This is a genomic window from Pseudomonas sp. SK3(2021), assembly GCF_016772375.1.
GTDB lineage: Bacteria > Pseudomonadota > Gammaproteobacteria > Pseudomonadales > Pseudomonadaceae > Aquipseudomonas > Aquipseudomonas chlororaphis_I.
In genome coordinates, this window is the sequence record NZ_CP061943.1 from 3,368,691 (window position 1) to 3,389,822 (window position 21,132).

Consider the following 21,132-nt stretch of genomic DNA (forward strand, 5'->3'; position numbering starts at 1 on the left):
TGCCCTTCCTTATGTCACCGGCACGATCAGCGGTCTCACGCCTACTGGCATGAACTCGTGTAGCCGCACGTGCAGGTTGGTCCATTTGTGCGCTTCGAGCAGAAAACCGAAGGCACCCATTGCATCGTCGTCAGGCCCGAGTTCGCGCACCCGACGGTCGGTCTCGCGCCGCAGTTGCGCATAACCCGGGTCGTGGAAGCGTTCGGAGGTGAAGACAATGCGCGCGTCCGGCGCATGTACACAGAAGTGGTTGGGTGGCAGGCGGTCGACATCACTGCTGAACGCGCTCCACTTGATACAGCCGCGCTGATTGTCCAGCACCTCGAAGCGCTGTGTGAATATGCCGCCCAAGCCACCGACCGCAGCCACGCGCACGGGGCCGAAGCAGGTCAGGCCGTCGAAGTTGAGTACGGCCGCCCAGCCGTTCACGGCGTCGCTGGCGGCGGCGATGGCGAACAGTCCCGTCGCTGCGTCGTTGAAGCCCAGCCCGGCGTCGACGATGCTGTCCTCGATGTCGAGCCGGTAGCGCTCGTCGATGGCGATGCTGCCGGTGATCGAACGCTGGATCACGATATCGGGCGTGGGCACGAAGGCGGCGACGTCGCCCGGGTCGCTGAAGCCATAACCGTCCACCAGTCGCAGCGCCGGCTGCATGGGCGCGCGGTTGCCGTCGCGCAGGCTATGGCCGCCCGGCGCAAGCGTGCAGCCGATAATCTCCAGGCGCGCCACCGCGGCGCGGTCGATCAACGCCTGGCCCGCGGGGAAGGGCGCGTTTTCGTCCGGCGCGATGTACAGGCCTTCGAGCCGTATGCGGGGTTCGGCAGGCGTGGCTGAACCGGCGGTGACCGGGCGCATCGACAAGGGTTGCGCCAGCCGCAGGATGGGGCGGTGATCGCCGGCGGCGCGAATCGTCAGTGACTGCGCGAGGCGCAGCGACAGGGTGCCGTCGATGGCGGTGCCGGGTAGTAGAGACAGGTCGATGCGGTGCACCAGGCTGTCGTGAATTTCGATGACCACTGGCGCGGCTACGGCGGCCAGGCCGTCCAGCGCCGCTTGCAGTGTGATGCCGCCGCTGACCTCGCCGACGTGGCGCAGCTGCACCGTGGGCGCGAGCGCCGGGAAGTGGCGCGTCACCGGATGCGCCCCCACAGGCCCGGTGGCCCCGTAGGTGAAGCTGCTGAACAGGCGTGAGACGAGGCTGCCGTTCTCCGACACGATCAGCTCATCGGCCTGTGCCGCCGTCTCCAGTCCGATCAGTACCCGGCCGATGTCGGGGTCGATGACGATCTCGCCGCTGCGCAGCGGCCGGCGCAGGCCGGTTTCCCAGGCACACAGGTTGTCGCCACGGAACAGCCACTGCCATTCGCTGAGCGGTGCCGGCGGTACCAGCAATGGCGCCAGGGTTTGCGGCATGAACAGATGCAGGCCGACTTTGCCGAGGTCAAAGCCGCTCGGCGGCACGGTTCCGGCGTTGTAGTAGTCGACCTGCACATAGGCCTCGGGATGGCCCGAGGGCGTGTGACTGGTGAGGCGCCCGTCGAGCATAGGTCCAGGCACGGCGTCGGCCTCGGTCAGCGGCGAGACGATGCCCCCCGAGGTGCCCGCACGCAGGAACCCGGGGCGGCTGGTGTTGAACAGGCGCACCGGGATATCCAGCGGATGCAGGTCGAAACGCAGCGCGAACCGGGCCAGGCCCGAGGGTTGGGCGCCGAGGTCGATGCTCGCCTTGGCCAATGGCAGTACCCGTGACAGCCGATAGACCGCGAGCCGCCAGAGGAAGATCGCCAGGTTGGGCAGGTTGATATGGCGGGCATCGTCGAACGCCGGTTTCACATCGGCGGTGTAGGCGAAGCCGTCGAACGGCGTGCCGAGTAATGCCAGCGCGGCAGGGTCGCGGAGCGGCGCGGTGCCGCCATGCGGTATATGGAAGCGCGTCAGCGTCGAGGCCGCGTAGGGCGGCTCGCCGCCGGCGTCGGGCCGCTGGTGGTTCAGGTGCTGGGTCCAGCCGAGGTTGGCGCGCAGCTCGACGCCGCGGCAGGCCCAGCCAGTGAGGTTGACCGCGAGGCGCTCGATCGCACCCAGCGTGCCTTTGCGCCGGCGCAGCGCGATGGTGTCGGCCACATCGGCGCGCAAGGTGCGCGGCTCGCCCTTCAGGTGCGTGGTGCCGAGCAGGTCCGCGAGGTAGGCGATGACCCAGTCGTCGCAGGTGTCGATGAACAGATCCTGGTAAAGCTGCGCAATGTCTTGGTGCAGGGCGCCGAACGGCCCTTCGATAGCGCCAAGGTAGGCGCGCAGCTGGTTCGGCGGCGTGACTTCGGCGTCGCGCGTGCGATAGATCTCGGGCAGGCGCTCGAACAGCGGGACCCTGGTCTGGTTCATGCGCATTCTCCTGCGGAAGGTTCGGCCACCGAGGCCAGCGTCAAATGCTGCGCGGCGAGTTGCAGCAGCTCATGCGGGCCGCATGGCAGTACCTGCGCCAGTTGCCTTGGCGCTGCCGGCAACAGCAGTGTCCCGGGATCGCTGGCCCCGGCCCCGAACAGTCCGAGCGCCGAGAGCTTGCACCAGAGCACCCCCGGCACTTGCTGCAACCGGCCTTCGATACGGCTGGCGTACTCGGGCTCGCCCAGGCGGCGTGCGCGCAGGCCGAACAGAGCGCTTCGTTCGTTACCGGTATCGCCGGCCAGGCCGAGGGCGGCGCGCAGGTCGGCCTCGACGTCCTGCTGCCGGTAGCTCGGGTCGCGGGCATAGCTGAGGTCGACAAAGGCATAGCGCAGCAGCGCCTGCTGCACCACCAGCGGAAAGCGATCCGGCCCACGGCACCGCTGCGCATGCGCGAGCGTCGCCCGCACCTCGCTGAACTCGGCCTCGCGTCCGGCCTCCAGCAGCACGCGCAGGATCACTGCCGGCACGCCGGCGTGCAGGTCCCAGGCGGCGGCCGCGGTGACCACGCCGGGCACACCAAGGGTTTCGGCCTCGTAGTCGCGAATGCTGACCAGCCGCCCCAGGCTCTGCACCTTGCCCGGCGCCGCTGCGCGCGCCTTCTCGGGGTCCTCCGGCGCGGCGCCGCCGGACACTATGCCGGCCAGCGACAAGGTGTCGAAGCCCGGCGGCCGCTCGCTCGTGGTGGGCGTGGCCCCGGACTTGATCGCGCCGTGCGCGCCGACGCCGCTGCGGTAGACGGCGACGACGTTTTTCAACCCGGACGGCAAGCGCGCTCCGGTCTCGCCGTCGCCGAATTGCACGAAACTGCGGCCTTCGGCATTTTCCCGGACGATATAAATCGGCTCTTGCGCGCCGTGGCCATAAAAAGCGTCGGCGCGTGTCCACCGGCGGCCATCGACCCATACCTCGAGTTCGGGTGTCTGCGCCGGAGTGGCGCCTGCGTGGAGAAAGTAAGTCAGTGGCGATTTGGGCAGCGGGAACGTCTGCCATGCCTGGCGATGGTCTCCGTTGCCGAGCACTGCGTCGCGCTCGGCCTTGCCCTGCGAGGCGTCGACCAGGTTGCCGAATACCGTGACGCTGGGCTCGGCCTCGTCGAAGTCGGCACGGGTGAAGGGTGCCGGCGGCCGGTCGAAGTTCAGCGACCACAGCTTCGCGACGTCTGGCGTCGACAGGACGAAGCTGGCCGCGTGGCTGGTGCAAACCAATTCGACGCTGCGCCCGTCGGGATGGGCGAAGTACAACCGCCGCCCGGCCAGCACCCGGGCCTGTGCCGCGGTGCCGTAGAAACGCAGCGCGCCGGTGCCGTTGGCGAAGGCGTTGCCCGAGGGGGTGCTGACCGGCTTCAGCGCGAGCGGCGGGCTCGTCACTTCGTGAATCAGGTAGGCACGCACATCGCTGTAGGGCGAGCCCGGCATCACATGCTTGACCAACGGCTGGTCCAGCGTCAGCAGCGTGCTCGTGCCGTTGAGGTTGCCGAAGCCGATCGTGCGCGTTTGCACTTCGACAATACGGCGCACCACGCTCAGGGCCACGGCCGGCGTGGCGCTGTTCGTGCCGACGCGGGTTTGCACGATGACCCGGGTGCCCGGTTGCAGGTCGTTGATTGGCCCATCCAGGGGGATTGACGTTGCCGCAAGCTCAATCGAGGCGCTGGTATTGCTGCAGTCGTGGTTGGCGTAAACGTGCCGCTCGAAGTAAGTCTGGGATTCGAGCGCGCCGACGATTTCGCTGCCGCTCTTCTTGCTGGTCACTGTTTTGGCCGGTGCGTTGTGGCCAAAATGGCGGAATGAGCGATTGACGCGGTAGGCGGCCACCGGCTGGTTCCAGGCCTGCAGGACAGGCGCGTCGAGGTCGACGACGATGCGGCCGAGCAGGCGCGTGAGTTGCTTGACCTTGACCACCTGCGTGGCCTTCTGCGGGGTCAGGGTCGAGCCGCTGGAGGTCCAGCCCGGTTCTGCAGGTTGCAGCAGCAGGCGGTCGCCGACCTTGAGCTCGAAGGCGGCGAGGCTGGCCGTGTCGGTGGCGCCGTCCACGCCGGTGATTTCGAACGAGGTAGCGCCTGCGGCCAGTGTGCCGGCATAGGCCCGCGGGCGGTACAGGTTGAAGCGGCCGAGGTGCGGCCAGGCGCTGAGCTCGGCATCGGTCTGGAAGTCGGCGGGGCTCGCCAGGCCTTCAAGCTCGGCCTTGACCGGAAAACCCGCGCGGATGCTCAGCGGCTTGTCGCCGCGCGCCTCGAAGGCCAGCGTGGCGCGCCCGCCGATACCGGGCGCGAGGCGGTAACCGGTAAGCCGCACCAGCTCGGCGACGCTCTCGCGCCAGGCGGCGGTGCGCAGATAGGCCTCGTTCGCATAGTGCTCCTGGTAGAAGCTGAGGATGTCGCCGAGGAGGGCGGCGCCTTGCAGCAGCGCGATGCCGGGATCGTCGGCTTCCCGATGGGTCCAGGCGGCGAGCTCGGGCGCGGCGTCGATGCCACGTGTCATCGCTTCCACGAAGTCGGCATAGCGACCGATGCGGTAGGCGATGCGCGGCAGCCCGGGGCGGTTGTCGGCGCGCCGGGGGAAGACGAAGGGGTCGGTGAACAACGGGTTGCAAGGCATCATCGTCTCCCGCCCTGGATGTCGAAGCGGATCAACCCGCGTTCGAGGTGGTCAGGGTCGTTGGCCAGCAGCACGACTTCGTCGAAACCGATCTCTAGCACCTCTGCGCCGGGCACCCCTGGCAGCGGTGCCGAGAAGCGCTTCATGCCGATGCTCAGCACATGCTCGATACCGGCGATACCGTGGATGCGGCCCTCGATATTGCTGCGGTGCAGGGCCTGGCCAAATGTCCATTGATCGGGGTGGAAGAAGCCGCGCCGACCGTCCGAGGTCCAGCTGCTGGAAAACTCTTGCTCCAGCACAAAGCGCAGGTCTTCGCGCCAGTAGGCTGGGTCGGCGCAGACCGCCACCCGGATTTCCAGAGGCACGTAGCGCGGTGGGCGCAGTTCGAGGTCCTCGCCGATCAGCCGCACCGCTTCCAGGTGGTCGGCAATGCGCGGGCGCAACTCGTCCCAGCGCGCGTCCGAACGCTCGTCGCCAAGCGCGGTGAAGCCGACCGGGTCGATGGCCAGGCGTACCGTGCGCCAGCTGCCCGTCCAGGCGTACCGTGCCACCGCACGCGAGACACCACTGACCTCTTCGGCGCGTTTCACATAGTCGGCCAGCGTCACAGCCCGCAACTGCCGGGCACGGAAGGCTTCGGGGGCGCTGCGGCGGATGCGCTCGAGCGGTTCCGGATCGCGCCCGTCGGTGACGTCGAAGGGGTTGGTCGCCGCGACTATCGCGCCGCCCAAGGCCCCCGTCAGTGGCTGGACGTTGACCAGCTGGTCCGCGCCGACGTTGCCGGCATGGCCGCCGCCGACCTGGTACTCGGCATGCACCACCGCATCGGCCGGCAGCAAGCGCCCGTTGCTGCCGTTGCCGAAACGCAGCACGCTGCGCCGGTGCTCGTCGGTCTCGACCATGTAGTGGTCGCCGTTCTCCGCCGAGTCGTCGCTGTGCACCAGGCTCTCCACTTCGTCCCAGCTTTCGCGCTCCGCCGCGCCGGGCGATTCGACTTCAAGCCACAGCGTTGAACGCGCCGGCTCCTCGCCGGTCGGCGCCGCGCCGTGGCTCGGTGGCAAAAAGGCCAGGGGGCCTTCGTCGGGCAACTCGGCGACTACCCAGTCGCGGCCGTTGCCATAGCGGTCCATGCGCCGGTAGTGACGATGTTTGAGGGTCTTGGTTTCGCTCGGCAGCGGCGTGCCCGGCTCGTGGAAATGCACCTCCAGCGGTCGGCCCTGGTGCACCGTCAGGAGATTGCCGTAGAACAGCGACACGTTCTCCACGCTGGTGGGCGGCGGGCCAGGGCAGAAGGTCGTGAAGCTGTAGTCGAAGCGCAGCGCGTCCTCCTCGCGCCAGTGCACGCGGACGATCCAGGTGTTCGTCACCGGGTCGAAGATCGATTCGGCGGCACCGCGGTCGGCCTGGTTGCCCGGCAGCAACCGCAGCAGCTGTCGCTTCGCGCGGTGGCGCCCGGCTTTGGCTCCGGTCAGCGGGTTCAGCTCCTCGGCAATCAGCATCTCGCGCCACAGGCCGTTGCGCACCAGGTCGCGCAGTGCATCGGCCTCGACCTGCGAAGCGAGGCCGCTCGGTGGGGCGATGTCGGCGCTGGTGCTGCCGGCGGCCAGGGCCGGCTGGGCATTGCGCCAAGTGTGCAGGCGCAGGCGGTTCAACAGCGGGTCCAGGCGCCGGCGCTGCGTGGGCAGCAGGTGGCGCTGGCGGCTGGCGAAGAACACCGCATCGTCTTGCGCCGGGTCGCTGCCGCTCCAGACCACCAGCTCCTGGTCGTCCAGGGTGAACGGGGCCTGGCCCGCCACCACGTCCAGCGCGAGCCAGGTACTGGCCTGGTTGCCCTCGTGCAGGTGGTAGTCGACCAGCCGAACGTGCCGCGCGAGCGACACGCGCTTGCGCGCGGTCGCCAGGTAAGCCTCGGCCATGACCCGATCCTGAAAGTCGCTCAACTCGTCGGCGGCGGCGGCGAACAGGTCGATCAGCACCTGGTCGTGGTCGGCCTCGCTGGTGCTGGCCCAGCCCGGTACGCGCTCAGCCATCGCCACCATCAATGTGTGGCGGAACGAGTCGTAATCCTTTGCCAGGTAGTCGATTGCCGGGTTGGGCGCCGGCGGGCGGCCGGGTGACGGCGGTGCGCAGTCATTGGTGAAACAGCCAGGACGGAACTTGAAGCCTATGCCGCTGAAGAAGGGATCGATCAGGCTCGCATTCCAGACCAGTTCGAGCCGATAGGTCGAGTAGTCGCCGACTGGCGCGATGCGCAGCGACAGGCGCGTCGCATCGATGCCCGCCACGGCGGTGACCTGCACTTGCCCGAACGAGTTGCCGGCGACGATGCGCGAGCCGCCACGGATACGCAATACCTGGCGTGCACGTACCGGGTCGCCGCCGATGTCGGCGAGGATAGCCGCGAGGTGCAGGCCGTTGAAGAAATGCAGGTCGATATCGGCATGATCCGGGTTCGGCCCTGGCGGCAGCGACACCAGCGCGAGTTTCAGTCCGTCGAGGCCGTGGTTTTGCAGCACGTCCGCGCGGTCGTTGACCAGATCGGCAAAGGTGATGGCGGCCATGATGGATGAACCTTAGCGAGAGCTGCGCTGGAATGTGACGACGCGTGAATCCGGGCTGCCGGCGGGCCGGTATTTCACCGTCAGCTCCAGCGTCGCCGCGGCGTCGTCCCACACGACATCGATCAACTCGACGGTGAGCCGATGGCCCAGCCAGCGAGACAGCCCCTGGGTGATCCGCGCCTTGGCCACGCCGCGCAACGCTTCTGACGCGGGCTCGAACACCAGCTTGCGCACGCCGCCGCCGAATTCCGGCAGGAACAGGCGCTCGGCGGGGCTGGTCAGCAGCAGCTGGAGCAATTCGTCGCGCACATGGGCGTCATCGTTCGCCGGCCTGGCGGTGCGTCCGTCGTCGCCGATGCGGAACGGGAACCCAAGGTGTCGACCATTGGAAAGCGCCATCCTCATATCCCCTTGGCTTGTTGCTGGACCTGCACGACGATGGCCGTGCCCTGTGGAACCTGCGCCGCGTTGAGGCACAGCCCGACGCTGTTTTGTAGCAGCACCGGTACGTTGTGCAGCGCGGTCTGCGTGGCGGCGGTCAGCCAGCGAATCGACACGCAGGGCGAGTAGGCAACCGGGGTGAACGGGCAGCCGACGATGAGGTGCACGTCGGTTTGCAGCAGCATCGCAGCGCCACCGACCAGCGCTTGGGTGTTGCTCGTGATGAGCTGCGCCATGCCGCCGTGGGGGCACATGATGGTGCTGGTGGTGGTGAGGATCGGGATCATGGCGGCACTCCGAAGCTCATCGCCCCGTTTACCAGGCTGACGCCGGCCAGGCCGACCTTGATCAGCCCGTTGTTCAGCGAGATGTTTTCGTTGCCGATTCTGATTTCGCAGGCGCCGCAGCTGATCACAATCTCGCTGGCGGTGAGGGTGATCGTCTTGGCGATGGTCTGGTCGCCGTGCACGATCTTCACCTCGTTCGCCTCGTCGTCGAGGATGACCTTGTGGCCTGTTTCGGAGACGATGACCCGCACGCCGGCGCCTTGCGGATCAGGCCGCTGGCCGCTGGCCCACCAGGCGCCCGACCAGATCGGGTTGTCCAGCTGGCCGGCCTCGAACTCGATCCACACCCCCGAGCCGACCTTGGGCAATAACACCATGCCGTGACCGTCGCCGGCAAAGGGCGCGGCGGGCAGGGCCCAGCCGCAGCGTTGCTCGCCCAGCACGGCAGGCACGGTGGCGCGGATACGGCACTGGTTGTTCGGGTCGTCGATGTCGCTGACGATGCCGCGGTACTTGCCGAAATACCTTGCGCCAACGCGTTCGACCAGCCGTTCGACGGTGCTTTCCATCAGGTCTGTCATCAGAAGATTCCCCCACTCACCGATACCGACAACTGCAGGCCGCCACCCAGCGCTTCGGCGACGGCCGCCCCCGAGACCTCGGTCACCGAGTCGGCCTTGGCTTCCAGCTCTTGGGTGTACAGCGATGGCGTGATGCGGTGGACCACCTTGGTAATCAGGTAGTCGCCGCTGTGGGGCGTCGCGCCGGCGTCGACCCGCACCTTTTGGTAGGGCGCCAGCAGGCCGCCATAGCGACCGGGAATCACCTGGCTGGTCAGCCTGTAGACGTAGCCATTGCGCCGTGCCTGCGCGGTGGCCGCCGCGGCCGGGTCTTCGCGGGTGTTGTCCGACGGGGTCAGCAGCCGCCGTGGCGTGAGGTCGGCGGGTAGCGCCGGCAGCGTGCGCATCAGGCCGAGGTCCGCCGCGCTGGTCTCGAAGTGCGTGACGCCTTGATCGTCGACACGCAGCACCTGGGCCTGGGTGCGCTCGCCACCTTCGGGGTCTTGCGTGATGCTGGCATTGATGAGGTTGCGGCTCTCGCCGATCAGCACCAGGGGTGGCAGGCCCGCCGCGTCCGCCGGGTCGGCGAGGAAGCAGCCGATGCTGGTTCCGGGCTGCTCGCCCGGTAGCACGTAGGCATGGCGGTCGTTGGCCTGCGCCAGTTCGTGCAGGAACTGCAACACGGTGCCGCGCCGGGTGGTGGTCTCCGGCGAGGCTTGGGTGGCGTCGATGCGTGTATCGCCGATCTGCTCGAAGCGACCGAACAGCTCCGTGGCGATATCGCTGGCCTTGCGGTGCTCGAACGGCGCCTCTATTTCCTCGTCGCGATTGAGGAAGGCGCTGTCGTCGCGCACTACCAAGGTCGCGGCGCTGCGGCCGGGTTGCGAGTCGAGCGCGGCATCGACGCTGACCAGCGGGCCGTCGATCAGTGGGGCGAAGCGGCCGTTGCCGATATCGATTTCGACCCGCACGCGGGAAAAAGGCGCACTGCTGTCACCGGGCCAATACCGCCAGGTGCCGTTTTCATCCAGGCACACCACCATGCGCAGCTGCGCTTCCCAGTAGGCATCCATCTCCTGCGTGACCTGGATTTCCTCGATGCGCCGCAGTTGTTCTTCGCTTGCGGCGTTGTCGCCAAACCAGACGCGCCAGCGTTGTTCGGTCATGGCCATGCCTCCCACGGAGCCGCGCCAAGAGGCGCCTGGGGCGAAGCGAAAAGGGGATTCATTTCAGTTCCTCGGAAGGATAAGGGTGTCGCCCGGTGTTTCGACCAGGGTGCGGCTGTCGAGCGCGGTGTTGGCGTCGGCCACGTGCCAGAACTGGGTCGCGTCACCGGTGCGGGCCTGGGCGAAGAGATCGAGGCGCTCGCCTGCCTGCACCATCTGTGGCTCACCCCCCATCGGCGTCAGGTAGCGCAGTTTCAGGGCGACCACGACTTCGCCGGTCGAGGTACGGGTCTGGACGGTAGCGACCTTGGCGTAGCGTGAGTTTGGCAAAAACATGCAGCCTCCTGGCTAGAGAGGGATGAGTTCGACGATCTGCCCGGCGGCGTTGGCCAGGTTGGCGATAGCCTGGGCTTCCTTGGCGATGCTCGAGTACTCGAGCGCACCCTTGGCCAATAAGTCGTCCGAGTAGTCGTCCACCGAGATGACACTGAGTTGAATGTCGACTTCGGCGCGGGTCGGGTTGAGGATCGCGTCGTACTCGAGTTCGGTGATGCTCATCGAGTCGATGGTCACCGGCAGTACCCGCGCAAGGCCCCAGATGAACAGGATGCGCGGGTACTTTTCCCGCGGTATCGGTTGGGCCGGCAGGTCGTCGCCGCCACCATCGAGCGCGTCGCCTATCGCATCGAGGGCGGCGCCGAGCAGGCCGGCAAGCTTCGAGCTGGGCAGCACCATCTTCTCCAGTGCCGCCAGCTGCGGCCCGATGCCGAACAGCTCTGCCAGGGCCTTGCCTTCATCGAGCAGGTTGGCGGCGCTGAAATGCGCCTTGAAACTGATTTTCTCGAACGTCTTCTCGCCCGCCTGGGCGGTTTCGCGCTGGGTGGGGCCGGTCGGTCGTGGCGGAATCTCCAGCGTGCGCGACAGCGACTCCGGGTTGAACTGGAAGATGACCACATTGGGGATCGGACCGATCAGGTCGCTGCCGTATTCGATCAATGCGCCGCGCAGCAGGCTCATGATTGGTCCCCCCGGAGGCGACCGGCGATGTGCTGCGCGATGTCCGTCGCCAGGGCGTCGGCATTGGGCGCGGCGGGGCAGGCGAGGCTGCCGGCATCGATGCGCTCGTGCGGCGCGAGCGGCGCATGTTGCTGGGCCAGCGCCTGGGCCAGCGCCGGCCCCAGCAAGCGGGCGAGCGCTTCGGCGGTGGCCGGCGAGATGCCGCGCAGGTCGAGTTCGAGGGCATCGATGTGCAGACGTCGGCGGGCAGAGGAGGGTGCGGTCATCGTTTGGTCCTTTGGGCGGCGACCAGCGCGGCGTAGGGGCCGAACTGGTCGAGGCTGTTGGCACGGTCCAACTTGTCGTACTCGCGTTGCAGTGCCTGCACCACGGCGGGCATGCCCAGGCGCCGGGGCGCGCCCTCGGTGGCGCTTTGCAGGCAGGCGTGGAAGACGATGCCGCGGATATGGCCGCCAGCCAGGGCGAAACGCTGCGCGAGAAACTCGAAGTCGACCTCGCTCGCATCGACCCCGGCGGGAATCACGCTGCGCCAGATGTGCAGCCGTTCGGCCGGCCCCGGCAACGGGAACTCGACAACGAAACGCAAGCGGCGCAGGAACGCCTCGTCGAGATCCTTCCTGCGGTTGGTGGCCAGAATCGCCAGGCCCTTGAAACGCTCCATGCGTTCGAGCAGGTAGCTGATCTCAAGGTTGGCGTAGCGGTCGTGTGCGTCCTTGACCTCGGTGCGCTTGCCGAAGAGGGCATCGGCCTCGTCGAAGAACAAGATCACGTCCGCCGAGTCGGCAGCATCGAACAGTCGGCGCAGGTTCTTCTCGGTCTCGCCGATGTACTTGTTGACGACCTGGGACAGGTCAATGCGGTACAGCGGTAACCCGAGTTCGGCGGCGATTGCCTCGGCGGCCATGGTCTTGCCGGTGCCCGGCGGGCCGGCGAAGAGGGCGGCGAGCCCACTTTCGTTCCAGGCGCGCGCGGTGCCCCATGCATAGTGCACGCGAGTCAGGTTATTCATCGCCGCGACGATTTCGTCGATCTGCACGGCCTGTGCCGGCGGCAGCATCAGCTCGCTGCGGGCAAAACGCGGTTCGACGATTTGCGCCAGCGTGCCGAGGTCGAGGTCGGCCCGCGCGGCGGCGAACAACTCGGTGCGGCTGGGCACCCGACCGAGTGTCGCCAGCTCCGAGCCCACACGGGCAATCGCCGTCTGTTCATAGCGAAAGCGCCGTGCCAGTTCGGGGAGCGCCGGGGCGAGCGGGGTGTCGGGCAGTTGTTGTCGCCAGCAATCGAGCCGCTGGGCGTAGCTCAGCGGTGGCACGCTGATGGCCGGCAGTGTCGTTCCCAGCCCGGGTAACGCGGCGCGATCGTGCACACCGACGAACAGCATGAGCGCCAGGCCCGGCAGAGGCGGGCGCACCAGCCCTCCGTCGTGGGCCGTACCCGCGGTCAGGCTCTCGGCCGAAAGATACACGGCGCAGCCGCGCAACCAGGCGGCGCAGAGGGCTTGCGCCAGGTATTCGCGGGCTAGCGCGGCGCTGAGTCGCACGGTCGGCACGCCGGCCCGTTCGGCGCAGGCTGCCGCCACTTCGGCGAGCGGCGCGCCGGGCGCTCCGATCACCGGGACGATGCGCATGCCGCAGGTTCCCTCGCCGCCGGAGAGGTTCGCCACCACGGCGCGAATACGCGCGGTGGTCGCCGGATCCAGGTTCTCCGGCAGGCGGCATGGGGTGATCGCCTCGAGTGCCGGCGGCAGCTCGCTGGCGCTGAACAGCAGTTCGCGCACGACCATTGACGGCACTGAAAGCGCGCTCTGCCAGTCATACGGTTCCATGCCTGGAAGACCGACGAGCAGGCCATGGCGCAGCAGGACATGCGCCGGGTCGAAGCACCTCGGCAACTCGTCCGGCGCGTCCCACAGGCGCTGTGCCAGCGCCAGGGTAGGGGTGCCGCGCGACGGTTCGTTCAGGCAACTGGCGATCACCGGACCGGCTGCGCTGTCGACGCTCGGCAGCAATGCCATCGCCAGCACGAAACACTCGACAGGCGCGAGCCCCAGGTGTTGCGCGACCCAGCTGAAGGAGCCGCGAGCGCAGCCGGTCGCTGCCGGGGGCGCGGCCATGGCGATGCGCTCGCTCAGGTAGCGCGCGGTAATGTCCTCGGCGAAAAAACTGCGTTTGTCATGTTCGTAGCGCAGCAGATCGAGGGCGGCCAGCGCCGCATCCACCGGCGGCGGCAGCGCCGTGCCCTCATCGCTGCCTGCGCCTTGCAGGCTACGTTCGCGCCACAGCCAGCAGACCTCGCGGCGCAGCCGTAGCGTGACCTGGCTCAGCCAATACTGCGCCAGTGCATCCTGGCCGTGCACGCCCGGCAGGAACGCGACCGGATCGGCGAGTTTGCGCGTGGCGAGGGGATCGCTGGTCATGGCACCACCACGATTGGGCTGGCTTTCGCCTGCTGGTTGTTCACGCGCAGGATGACGCGGTAGCTGCCTGCCGGCACCGCCGCCGCGGCGCCGGGAATCGACAGGGTCTGCTGGTCCGGGGCCGAGGTTACCGTGTCGAACAGGTGCACCGTCACGCCGTCGGATTCGCGGTAGAACAACACCATCGTGTCGTCGGAGGCGTTGCCAAGCAGCAGGCCTTGCAGTTCGAGGTTGCCGGCGACCAGCGCGGCGCTGTGCACGGTGGGTAGCAGGCGGGCGGCCAGCAGGTTGCTCGAGCGCGTGCGTGTCGGCGACAGCCGGCGACGTACGACCAGCGGCATCTCGCCGGCCGACAAGGTGGTGCCGGACGCAATGGGGGTGCCGGGGCTGCCTTCGGCAGTGACGATGAGCCGGTCGACCTGGCGCTCGACGATGCTCAGCGGCACGTTGCCGAGTAGCACTTCCATGCTGCTGGCGCTCAGGTCGTCGCCATACAGGGTCAGCGTCGCGCCGACTTCGAAGCCGGCGGGCTCGACCCGGTCCAGCCGGGCGCCCAGCGACGGGAGCACCTCGATCTGCACGCCGTCGCGACCGATGAGGGTCTCGGGCGCGGTGCTGTAATCGATGCCCACCAGCAGCGAGCCGCGCGGCAGGCTGGCCGGCACTATCATCACCGGACGCATCTGGAAGGCCACGGAAAGCCGGTAGCGTTCATCGGTGCCCTGCATGGTCTTGGACAGTAGCTCTGCGTTCGACTCGTCGAAGCTCAGTTTCAACGGCTCCGGGTTGTGTTCCAGCGCCAGTTGCACGTCCAGCGGCACCAGCGGATCCAGGCGCAGGAAGTTGAGCTCGTGCAGCGCCGCCATGCCTCGGCCCAGCAGTTCGTGCGCGGCGGCGCTGTCACTGCTTTCGGTGGTGTCGAAGGCGGTTAGCAGAAACTTCAGCACCAGCCACAGCGGAGGCGGTTCGCCGTCGCGCAGCGCCAGGTTGCGCAGGTGCGGATCGAAGGCCGTTTCGTAGAGGAACAGGTTGAGCTTCTCGTTGGTATCGTTCCGGGCTGCATCTTCGGGCTTGCCAATCGAGACCTCGAAACCGCGACGGATCAGGTGGTCCTGGAGCAGGCGCGTCACTGCGCCAATCGCCCTGCCAGAGTCAGCGAGTGCCATGGTCAGATACGGCGCAGTGCACGCCGCGCGAGGGCGCAGCGTGGGGTCGAGGCGGGCGCGCCGGCACGTGGCGCGGCGGCTGGTGCTGGCCGTGCGAGGGCCAGGGGCTGTGCCGGCGGGGCATCGACACGCAGGTGAATCGCGCCGATGGATATTTCGCCCCGTTCGTCGCTTGGCGCGGGTGTGGGCGCGAATGCCGTCTTCAGCGGCACGGCGGTCGCCGAACGGGGGGGGCCTTGCTCCGCCTCGACAGCCTGCGCCACGCTGTGCTGCGGCGCCTGCGCGGGCCAACGGGCTTGCGGCACGCTACCCAGCGTGGATGTCGGTTCCCGCATGGCAGGCAGCTCGGCCCCATCCAGCGCCGCCAGGGGAGCGTGCGGTGTCTCGCGCGGCGGCCTGGAAGTCGCCAGCTGCGGGTCGGCCGCCACCCACTGCATGACCGCACGCACCACGTCATGGCCGGGCGGCTGGGCGGCCGCAGTGTTGTAGTCGGTGGGCGAGGCGGCTGCCAGCGGTGCTTGCACGGCGGTGGGCAGCACATCCTTGTATCCGCTCTTGTCGTGCCGGCGATCGACGTCCGCCATGGTGTCCTGACCGGGGGGCGTCGGCCGTGCTGCCGGTGCCTCGGCCTCGCGCCCGGACCGGGGCTTGGCGCTGGTCGCTACCGGGGGCAATGGCCGGGCCTGGGGCTGAGTTGTCAGTGTGGGTGGCGGTTGCAGGGCCGGCGCACTGCGCTCGATGTCTGTTTCGAGCAGGTCCGCAGTGCTGGCCGGCGGCGCCGAATCCGTCGTCGCAGCGCCAATCGTCAAGCCGCTGGAACGCATCAAGGCGCCGAAGTAGTCGCTCATGATTGATGCTCGATAAATGCCAGGTACTGCGCACGGCGTGCCGGCGGTATCGCCAGCACCTGCGATTCGCTCCAGCCATAGTGCGACGCCAGGCCATGTATCGCACGCAACAGTGCCTGCTGGTGCGCGCCGAGCCGCGCCAGCGCCGTTGCGTCGAGATCGACCGGCACCTCGTTCGTGGCCCCGCAGGCTGGGCAGTTGCACGACACCGCGAAGGCGACCAATGGGTCTGCCGCGGCGATCGATTCGGCCAGCCGCGCTTCGTCTCGCGGCCGGACCTGGCCGTCGAGCAGGAGCGTGTCGAGCATCATGCGCACCGCTTCGGCACGTGAAGCCGGCCGTGCCGCGCGCCACTGGCGCAGGTCGCCGCCGGTGGGACGGCGCAGGGTCACCACGCGCTGCCCGTCGAGCAACACCCGGATCGGGGTCGTCTCGTCCGCACCAACGACCAGCCCATGCAGTGGCAATTCGAACTCGAACATTTCGCCGCAGGCAACTTGGGTGCAGCGGGCAGTGAAGGACAACGCCTCGGCCTGCTCGGTCGCGGCGACAAGGCGCAGCAAGGCCGAGGTACGGGCGCTGACCGGTTGCGACCACCAGAACGCAGGATCGCCGTGCTCGCTACATTGCCCGAGCAGCCGTGTCACCAGTTCCGGACGGTCTGCGTCGCTGAAGTCCAGGTCGAGGTCTACCGCTTGGCCGAACGGCCGCACGTTTAATGGAGGCTGGTGCATGGTCCGGGATCACCCTGCAATGGCCGGCTCTGCCGGTTCGGAGACATCCGGGTCGCGTTCCCAACCCTCATTCTCAAGCTTGAGCGTTTCGATCGCGATCGCGTTGGCATTGGCGTCAAGGTCGGGTAGCGCCTGGAACTCGGACACCCAGCACCGCAGGATCTTGTAGGCAAGCACCACCTGGCCGGTCTCGTTGTAGACCTCAAGGATCAGGTCCTTGCGAAAGTCCTTCAGGCTCACCTCGGCGCCGAGCCCGGTGTTCACATGCCAGACCTTATTGGCCCAGGCTTCGAATTCGGGGTCGTGGGTGATGCCGCGTTCGAGTGTGATGGCCTCGTACTTGGTGCGCCCAGGCGACTTGCGCGAGGTCGAGGGGTCGCCGCCTTCACGGTGCTCGACCACCTCGGTGCTGCGCTTGAGCGCACCGACCTTGCTGACACCGGCGACGTAGCGGCCGTCCCATTTGATGCGGAATTTGAAGTTCTTGTAGGGATCGAAGCGATGGGTGTTGACGGCGAACTGGGCCATGATTCGACTCCCTTATTGCAGGTCGCCAGCGATCTGCTGGATGGTGATGATGACGAACTCCGCCGGTTTCAGCGGGGCGAAGCCAACCTGGATGTTGACGATGCCGAGGTTACGGTCGGCCTGCGTCGTGGTTTCCTTGTCGCACTTGACGAAGAAGGCTTCCTGCGGTGTTTTGCCCTGGAACGCGCCTTGGCGGAACAGGCCGTTCATGAACGCGCCGAGGTTGAGGCGGATCTGCGCCCACAGCGGCTCGTCGTTGGGTTCGAACACCACCCACTGTGTACCTCGGTAGAGACTTTCCTCGATGAAGAGCGCAAGGCGACGGATTGGGATGTACTTGTACTCGTCGGTGTGGGCATCGGCGCCTCGTCCCGTGCGCGCGCCCCAGGACACCCGGCCGTAGGCCGGGAAGCTGCGGATCACATTGATCCCCTGCGGATTGAGCTGGCCGTTCTCGATGTCGTTGATCGGCAGCGTCACATCCAGCACGCCGTTCAAGGTCGCGTCGGTGCCGGCCGGAGCCTTCCATACGCCACGCTGCGCATCGGTTCTCGCATAGATGCCGGCCAGGGTTCCCGAGGGTGCCATTGCACGTGGGCGCAACCCGTCGAGGGGATCGACGATGCGCACCGGCGGGAAGTAGGTGGCGGCATTGCGCGCGTTGTTGCTCAGACTGTAGAGCATCGATTGCACCCAGGCACCGATCTCAGTGCCGGGCGTCGCGAGCGTGCGGTTCGACGGCGCGTCGACGATGTAGAAGGCGCGTTTTTCCACGCACAGCGCGACCGCCGGCGGAATCAGCCCTGCTTCCTGCCCGGCGGTCATGTCGAAGGTTTCCGGGATCAGCAGCAGGTTAAAAAGATCGACGTCGCGCAAGGCATAGATGCCGGTCTTGGGCAGCTCCAGTCCGAGCAAGTCGAGTGCGCCGCCGCGTGAGCCGTCGGCACCGGTATTGCTCGGCCCAATGTCGTCGACTTCGACCGGGCGGTGTTCGGCCGCGCCGGTGAACTCGCGACCGCCGTTGGCGAGCCCCATGTGGATGACTGCGGCCAGGCCGCCGAACGAGCCGCCTGCGATGACGACACTGGAGGTCTCGCCAGGCGTGAGCGAGCGCAGTGTCAGGTGGTCGTTGCCCGCGCCACCGTCGGCGCCGGTTTCCACCGCCTCGAGCCGGAGGGCCAGGCCGGGTACCGCGTCAATGGCGTCCTCCGTCTCGGCCAGGAGCGTGGCCATGTCGGGCCAGCTGGTGTTGGCCAGCGTGATGAGGAAGGGCAGTTCGCCGTCCACGGTACCGCCCAGGGTTGCGTTGCTGGCGGTAAGTGGGGCGAACGCCGCCGAGAGGTCGCCGCTGACGGCGAATCCGCGCTGCGTAAACACGGGCAGCGCCGCGTCGCGAGTCACCCGGATCGCCGCCGAGGCGTGGTTGACGACCGACTCGACGTACTGCGCCGAGTTCACGTCCATGCTGAGGTTGCGGTGTGTCTCGATCGTCACTGCCGGGCCACCGCCTGGTGGCAACTGCGACACGATGAGGTTGAAGTCGGCATCGACGTTGCGTACGCCGGTGTGCTTGACCGTGATCCGCAAGTCGTTCCCCCAGGCTCCGGGGGTTGCCGCCGCGACCTGCAGAACGTTGGCCGCCGCACTGTTCTGCAAGGCCCAGGCGGCAGTGGCGTGACCGACCGCCACGCGCACGACCAGTGCCTGCGTGCCGCCGTTCATGAAGAATTGCCGCACCGCATAGGACACCGGGCTGTCGCGATCCAGTCCGCCGTAGCTGCGCTCGAAGTCGGCGAAGCTGGTGATGGCCACGGCCTTGTCGGGCACACCTTTGCGCGTGTAGCCGACGAACGCGGCGATCGAGGTCGCGACACCGGTGATGGTGCGTACTCCGCTGTTCTTTTCGACGATGTAGACACCGGGATAGCTGACTTGGACCATGACGCCGGCTCCTTTGCTATGCAGAAGTCCCACCCAGGGGCAAGTCCGGCAAAGACTTCCATGGTGGGCTGTTGGTATGAACTAGTTGATATGTTCGAAGACCGGGATATAAACAGAGCCCGGCACTGCGTATATTCAGACAGGTGCTAAAACATAGGCCTTGTTAGTTGCACCTGGATTAGTTGCCATCAAGCTATTAATCCGTTCAGCCAATTGTTGGCGAATAGATCGGTATTCAAGTAGGCGAACAAAATGGGGCAGGGCGGCCATCAACTTTTTCAATAAGGAAGACTGGCTTGCCCAAACGCGATCTATTGAGTTGCCGGCCTGATGGGTACAGCCTGGTTAACGCCCGCAAAGTGCTTGTGGCCACTCATGCCTAGGTAGCGACAAGCTGATGATATAGAACGAGTTATCCAGGAAAATATGCTAGGCAAGGCTACCGCAATTCGCCGCTGCGCAAGGGGGCGAATAGTGCAGGACTGAAACATGCGTATTAAAAAACTGACACAGTTCCATCTGCTATGGTTGATGGCGTTTTGCCTTCAGTTGTTCGTGGGAGTAGAACAGAATTCAAGATAGTTCGAGTGCCAGGTAGCGCAATTTTTTCCACTAGGCAACGCGATGTTTTCCGACCAGCGGATAGACCGGAAACTACCTGGCGGCGGAACTTGTTTCCTCACCCGACCATTAGTCGGTAAAACGGCACTGCCAAGTGGGAAGAACTAACGTCAGGGAAGGATTTGCTCGTGCCAGGGACAGCTTATGAATCGGCCAGTGGATTTACCCGATATCGCTTGGTACCTCGTGCAATGCAAGTCGCGTCAGGATCAGCGAGCGCAGGAGCATCTGCTTCGCCAAGGGTTCGACTGCTTTTGTCCAGCCATGAGCTGCGAAACCATCAAGGGGGGGCGACTCAAGCAGCTCACACAGCCAATGTTCCCCGGCTATCTGTTTGTCCATCTGCATGCCCAAGACAATTGGACCGCGCTACGTGCGACCCGCGGTGTGAGCAAGGTCGTCGGTTTCTCCGGTCAGCCCTGCCGCGTGCCGGATGACATCATCGGGCATCTCATCCAGCGTTGTGCCATTGCCACCGTGTTCAAGGCGTTTAACCCGGGCGACAAGGTCCTGGTCAAGGTGGGCTCCGATGCCGAGATGTCCGCGATTTTCCTTGCCGTGGATGGCGAAGAGCGGGTCGTGCTGTTGCTGAACATCCTTAATCGTCAGCAACGGATCCGGGTACCGTTATCCCATTTGGCAGCCCGGGCAGCCATGTAGATGCAAGCATGAGGATCATGGCTGTCGGGCGCCACGGATGTCGTTCGATGCCGGTCAGGCGCGTGGGGTAACGCTCCAGAAAGTAACGAAATACGCTTTATTCGTTATCGAGCACCTCTGGCGAAACCACCCATACGCTGCAAGGCATCTTGTACAGCAACTGCTCCACCGTGCTGCCGATCAGGCGGCCCAGGCCACCGCGATGACCGACCCTGCCCATGACAATCACGTCGACGTCATAGGCGTCCGCGTAGCTGGTCAGGACCTTGGCCGGGTTGCCCATGATCATGTGCTGGCGTTCCGGTGGAATACCGTTGCGTTCGGCCAGTTCGTTGAAGGCGGCACCCTGTGCGTCGAACAGGGTCTTGACTTTGCTGGACGAGAAAAACGTCGAGCTCTGGTCGAAGTTGAATTCGTCCGCGTCGATGGAAGACAAGTCATGGGCGTAGATCACGTCGAGTTCGGCGTTGCAGGCGCTGGCCAGTTTCGAGGCTTCATGCAGTATCCGGTCGTTGAAGTCCTGGTACTGGCCATTGCGATGGAACGGGTCGACCGCCGCGACGATCCGGCGTGGCAACGCATGCCGTACATGGCTGACAAAATGCAGGGGCACCGGGCATTCGCGCAGCAGGTGGATATCCAGGGGGGTGAACATCACCCGCGACAGTAGCGATTCGTGTTGCAGCGCCTTGATCAGCAAGGCCATGGGCTGTTCTTTGAGGTGGATCAGGATTTCCTGCAAGGGCCTTTCGACCCAGACGACTTCAGTGGTGACGGTCAGCCCCAGTTTGCGCAGTGGGCGGGCCTGTTCTTCGAGCCACTGGCGATGGCGTTCGACGTAACCCAGGCGCATCTGCTCCAGGGCCTGTTCGTTGACCAGGCTGGCCGTGGCCAGACCCTCCAGGTAGTCGAAGGCGACGATGTGCAGTGCCGCGTCTTCGGCCCTGGCCAGCGCGGCGGCCCGATCGAAGGCAGGGCTGTTCTCCATCAGCGGCGAGGCGACCAGCATGAAACGTGATTGCTCGGACATGACGAATCTCCCATGGGTAGTTGCAGGCAACGGCGACGATGCGTCTTCGGCCGTGAAACCTTGCTCTAATCCTGCCTCTGGCCGGTGGTGCGCGTTTGATCTGTATCAACCCAT

18 protein-coding genes are annotated in these 21,132 nt (G+C 66.4%); 1 reads left to right on the forward strand and 17 read right to left on the reverse strand.

What is annotated here, in order from left to right:
- Positions 1 to 9 precede the first annotated feature (9 nt).
- The 16 genes from IF690_RS15090 to IF690_RS15165 all read right to left on the reverse strand — a co-directional run bounded on the left by IF690_RS15090 (position 10) and on the right by IF690_RS15165 (position 18,707).
- Positions 10 to 2,379, reverse strand: a complete 2,370-nt coding sequence (locus tag IF690_RS15090) for a phage tail protein (RefSeq protein ID WP_202696268.1) — start codon at positions 2,377 to 2,379, stop codon at positions 10 to 12.
- On the reverse strand, positions 2,376 to 5,039 hold the full coding sequence (locus IF690_RS15095) for a baseplate J/gp47 family protein (protein WP_202696269.1): 2,664 nt from the start codon (positions 5,037 to 5,039) through the stop codon (positions 2,376 to 2,378). Before IF690_RS15095 ends, IF690_RS15090 begins: the two co-directional genes overlap by 4 nt.
- Positions 5,039 to 7,603, reverse strand: coding sequence for a baseplate J/gp47 family protein (locus IF690_RS15100; protein ID WP_202696270.1), 2,565 nt, complete (start codon positions 7,601 to 7,603; stop codon positions 5,039 to 5,041). Before IF690_RS15100 ends, IF690_RS15095 begins: the two co-directional genes overlap by 1 nt.
- Positions 7,604 to 7,615: 12 nt before the next feature.
- The gene (locus tag IF690_RS15105; RefSeq protein ID WP_202696271.1) at positions 7,616 to 8,002 is read right to left on the reverse strand and encodes a GPW/gp25 family protein; all 387 of its coding nucleotides are present in this window, start codon (positions 8,000 to 8,002) and stop codon (positions 7,616 to 7,618) included.
- A 2-nt stretch (positions 8,003 to 8,004) separates the two neighbouring features.
- The gene (locus IF690_RS15110) at positions 8,005 to 8,331 is read right to left on the reverse strand and encodes a hypothetical protein (RefSeq protein WP_202696272.1); all 327 of its coding nucleotides are present in this window, start codon (positions 8,329 to 8,331) and stop codon (positions 8,005 to 8,007) included.
- Positions 8,328 to 8,912 (reverse strand): phage baseplate assembly protein V, encoded by a 585-nt coding sequence (locus IF690_RS15115; RefSeq protein WP_202696273.1) that lies wholly within the window; start codon positions 8,910 to 8,912, stop codon positions 8,328 to 8,330. Before IF690_RS15115 ends, IF690_RS15110 begins: the two co-directional genes overlap by 4 nt.
- A complete protein-coding gene (locus tag IF690_RS15120; protein WP_202696274.1) occupies positions 8,912 to 10,057 on the reverse strand; it encodes a hypothetical protein in 1,146 nt (381 codons plus the stop codon). Before IF690_RS15120 ends, IF690_RS15115 begins: the two co-directional genes overlap by 1 nt.
- Positions 10,058 to 10,120: 63 nt before the next feature.
- Positions 10,121 to 10,393 (reverse strand): hypothetical protein, encoded by a 273-nt coding sequence (locus IF690_RS15125; protein ID WP_202696275.1) that lies wholly within the window; start codon positions 10,391 to 10,393, stop codon positions 10,121 to 10,123.
- A 12-nt stretch (positions 10,394 to 10,405) separates the two neighbouring features.
- Positions 10,406 to 11,074 carry a hypothetical protein gene (locus IF690_RS15130; protein WP_202696276.1) on the reverse strand — a complete coding sequence of 223 codons (669 nt, stop codon included), beginning with the start codon at positions 11,072 to 11,074 and terminating at the stop codon, positions 10,406 to 10,408.
- Positions 11,071 to 11,340, reverse strand: a complete 270-nt coding sequence (locus IF690_RS15135) for a hypothetical protein (RefSeq protein WP_202696277.1) — start codon at positions 11,338 to 11,340, stop codon at positions 11,071 to 11,073. Before IF690_RS15135 ends, IF690_RS15130 begins: the two co-directional genes overlap by 4 nt.
- On the reverse strand, positions 11,337 to 13,490 hold the full coding sequence (locus tag IF690_RS15140) for an ATP-binding protein (protein ID WP_202696278.1): 2,154 nt from the start codon (positions 13,488 to 13,490) through the stop codon (positions 11,337 to 11,339). The genes IF690_RS15135 and IF690_RS15140 overlap by 4 nt, the downstream gene beginning before the upstream one ends.
- A complete protein-coding gene (locus IF690_RS15145) occupies positions 13,487 to 14,620 on the reverse strand; it encodes a Pvc16 family protein (protein WP_202696279.1) in 1,134 nt (377 codons plus the stop codon). Before IF690_RS15145 ends, IF690_RS15140 begins: the two co-directional genes overlap by 4 nt.
- 38 nt (positions 14,621 to 14,658) lie before the next feature.
- Positions 14,659 to 15,504 (reverse strand): hypothetical protein, encoded by an 846-nt coding sequence (locus tag IF690_RS15150; RefSeq protein WP_202696280.1) that lies wholly within the window; start codon positions 15,502 to 15,504, stop codon positions 14,659 to 14,661.
- The gene (locus IF690_RS15155; protein ID WP_202696281.1) at positions 15,501 to 16,238 is read right to left on the reverse strand and encodes a hypothetical protein; all 738 of its coding nucleotides are present in this window, start codon (positions 16,236 to 16,238) and stop codon (positions 15,501 to 15,503) included. Before IF690_RS15155 ends, IF690_RS15150 begins: the two co-directional genes overlap by 4 nt.
- 9 nt (positions 16,239 to 16,247) lie before the next feature.
- Positions 16,248 to 16,766 (reverse strand): phage tail protein, encoded by a 519-nt coding sequence (locus IF690_RS15160; RefSeq protein ID WP_202696282.1) that lies wholly within the window; start codon positions 16,764 to 16,766, stop codon positions 16,248 to 16,250.
- Between the two features lie 12 nt (positions 16,767 to 16,778).
- A complete protein-coding gene (locus IF690_RS15165) occupies positions 16,779 to 18,707 on the reverse strand; it encodes a phage tail sheath family protein (RefSeq protein ID WP_202696283.1) in 1,929 nt (642 codons plus the stop codon).
- Positions 18,708 to 19,484: 777 nt separating this feature from the next.
- On the opposite strand from IF690_RS15165, the gene rfaH reads away from it, so the two are divergent.
- Positions 19,485 to 19,988 (forward strand): transcription/translation regulatory transformer protein RfaH, encoded by a 504-nt coding sequence (rfaH, locus tag IF690_RS15170; protein WP_252189474.1) that lies wholly within the window; start codon positions 19,485 to 19,487, stop codon positions 19,986 to 19,988.
- A 97-nt stretch (positions 19,989 to 20,085) separates the two neighbouring features.
- Here the strand turns inward: rfaH and IF690_RS15175 are convergent, their stop codons facing one another.
- Entirely contained in the window at positions 20,086 to 21,018 is a 933-nt protein-coding gene (locus IF690_RS15175) for a universal stress protein (RefSeq protein WP_202696285.1), read from the reverse strand.
- Between the last annotated feature and the right edge of the window lie 114 nt (positions 21,019 to 21,132).

Excerpts from the sequence above, each read along its gene's own strand:
- IF690_RS15130 (WP_202696276.1), bottom strand. The coding sequence starts at position 11,074 with ATGAGCCTGCTGCGCGGCGCATTGATCGAATACGGCAGCGACCTGATC.
- IF690_RS15125 (WP_202696275.1), bottom strand. The coding sequence starts at position 10,393 with ATGTTTTTGCCAAACTCACGCTACGCCAAGGTCGCTACCGTCCAGACC.
- IF690_RS15095 (WP_202696269.1), bottom strand. The coding sequence starts at position 5,039 with ATGCCTTGCAACCCGTTGTTCACCGACCCCTTCGTCTTCCCCCGGCGC.
- IF690_RS15115 (WP_202696273.1), bottom strand. The coding sequence starts at position 8,912 with ATGACAGACCTGATGGAAAGCACCGTCGAACGGCTGGTCGAACGCGTT.
- IF690_RS15155 (WP_202696281.1), bottom strand. The coding sequence starts at position 16,238 with ATGCACCAGCCTCCATTAAACGTGCGGCCGTTCGGCCAAGCGGTAGAC.
- IF690_RS15090 (WP_202696268.1), bottom strand. The coding sequence starts at position 2,379 with ATGAACCAGACCAGGGTCCCGCTGTTCGAGCGCCTGCCCGAGATCTAT.
- IF690_RS15165 (WP_202696283.1), bottom strand. The coding sequence starts at position 18,707 with ATGGTCCAAGTCAGCTATCCCGGTGTCTACATCGTCGAAAAGAACAGC.
- IF690_RS15135 (WP_202696277.1), bottom strand. The coding sequence starts at position 11,340 with ATGACCGCACCCTCCTCTGCCCGCCGACGTCTGCACATCGATGCCCTC.
- IF690_RS15105 (WP_202696271.1), bottom strand. The coding sequence starts at position 8,002 with ATGGCGCTTTCCAATGGTCGACACCTTGGGTTCCCGTTCCGCATCGGC.
- IF690_RS15110 (WP_202696272.1), bottom strand. The coding sequence starts at position 8,331 with ATGATCCCGATCCTCACCACCACCAGCACCATCATGTGCCCCCACGGC.
- IF690_RS15100 (WP_202696270.1), bottom strand. The coding sequence starts at position 7,603 with ATGGCCGCCATCACCTTTGCCGATCTGGTCAACGACCGCGCGGACGTG.
- IF690_RS15160 (WP_202696282.1), bottom strand. The coding sequence starts at position 16,766 with ATGGCCCAGTTCGCCGTCAACACCCATCGCTTCGATCCCTACAAGAAC.
- IF690_RS15120 (WP_202696274.1), bottom strand. The coding sequence starts at position 10,057 with ATGACCGAACAACGCTGGCGCGTCTGGTTTGGCGACAACGCCGCAAGC.
- IF690_RS15140 (WP_202696278.1), bottom strand. The coding sequence starts at position 13,490 with ATGACCAGCGATCCCCTCGCCACGCGCAAACTCGCCGATCCGGTCGCG.
- IF690_RS15175 (WP_202696285.1), bottom strand. The coding sequence starts at position 21,018 with ATGTCCGAGCAATCACGTTTCATGCTGGTCGCCTCGCCGCTGATGGAG.
- IF690_RS15150 (WP_202696280.1), bottom strand. The coding sequence starts at position 15,504 with ATGAGCGACTACTTCGGCGCCTTGATGCGTTCCAGCGGCTTGACGATT.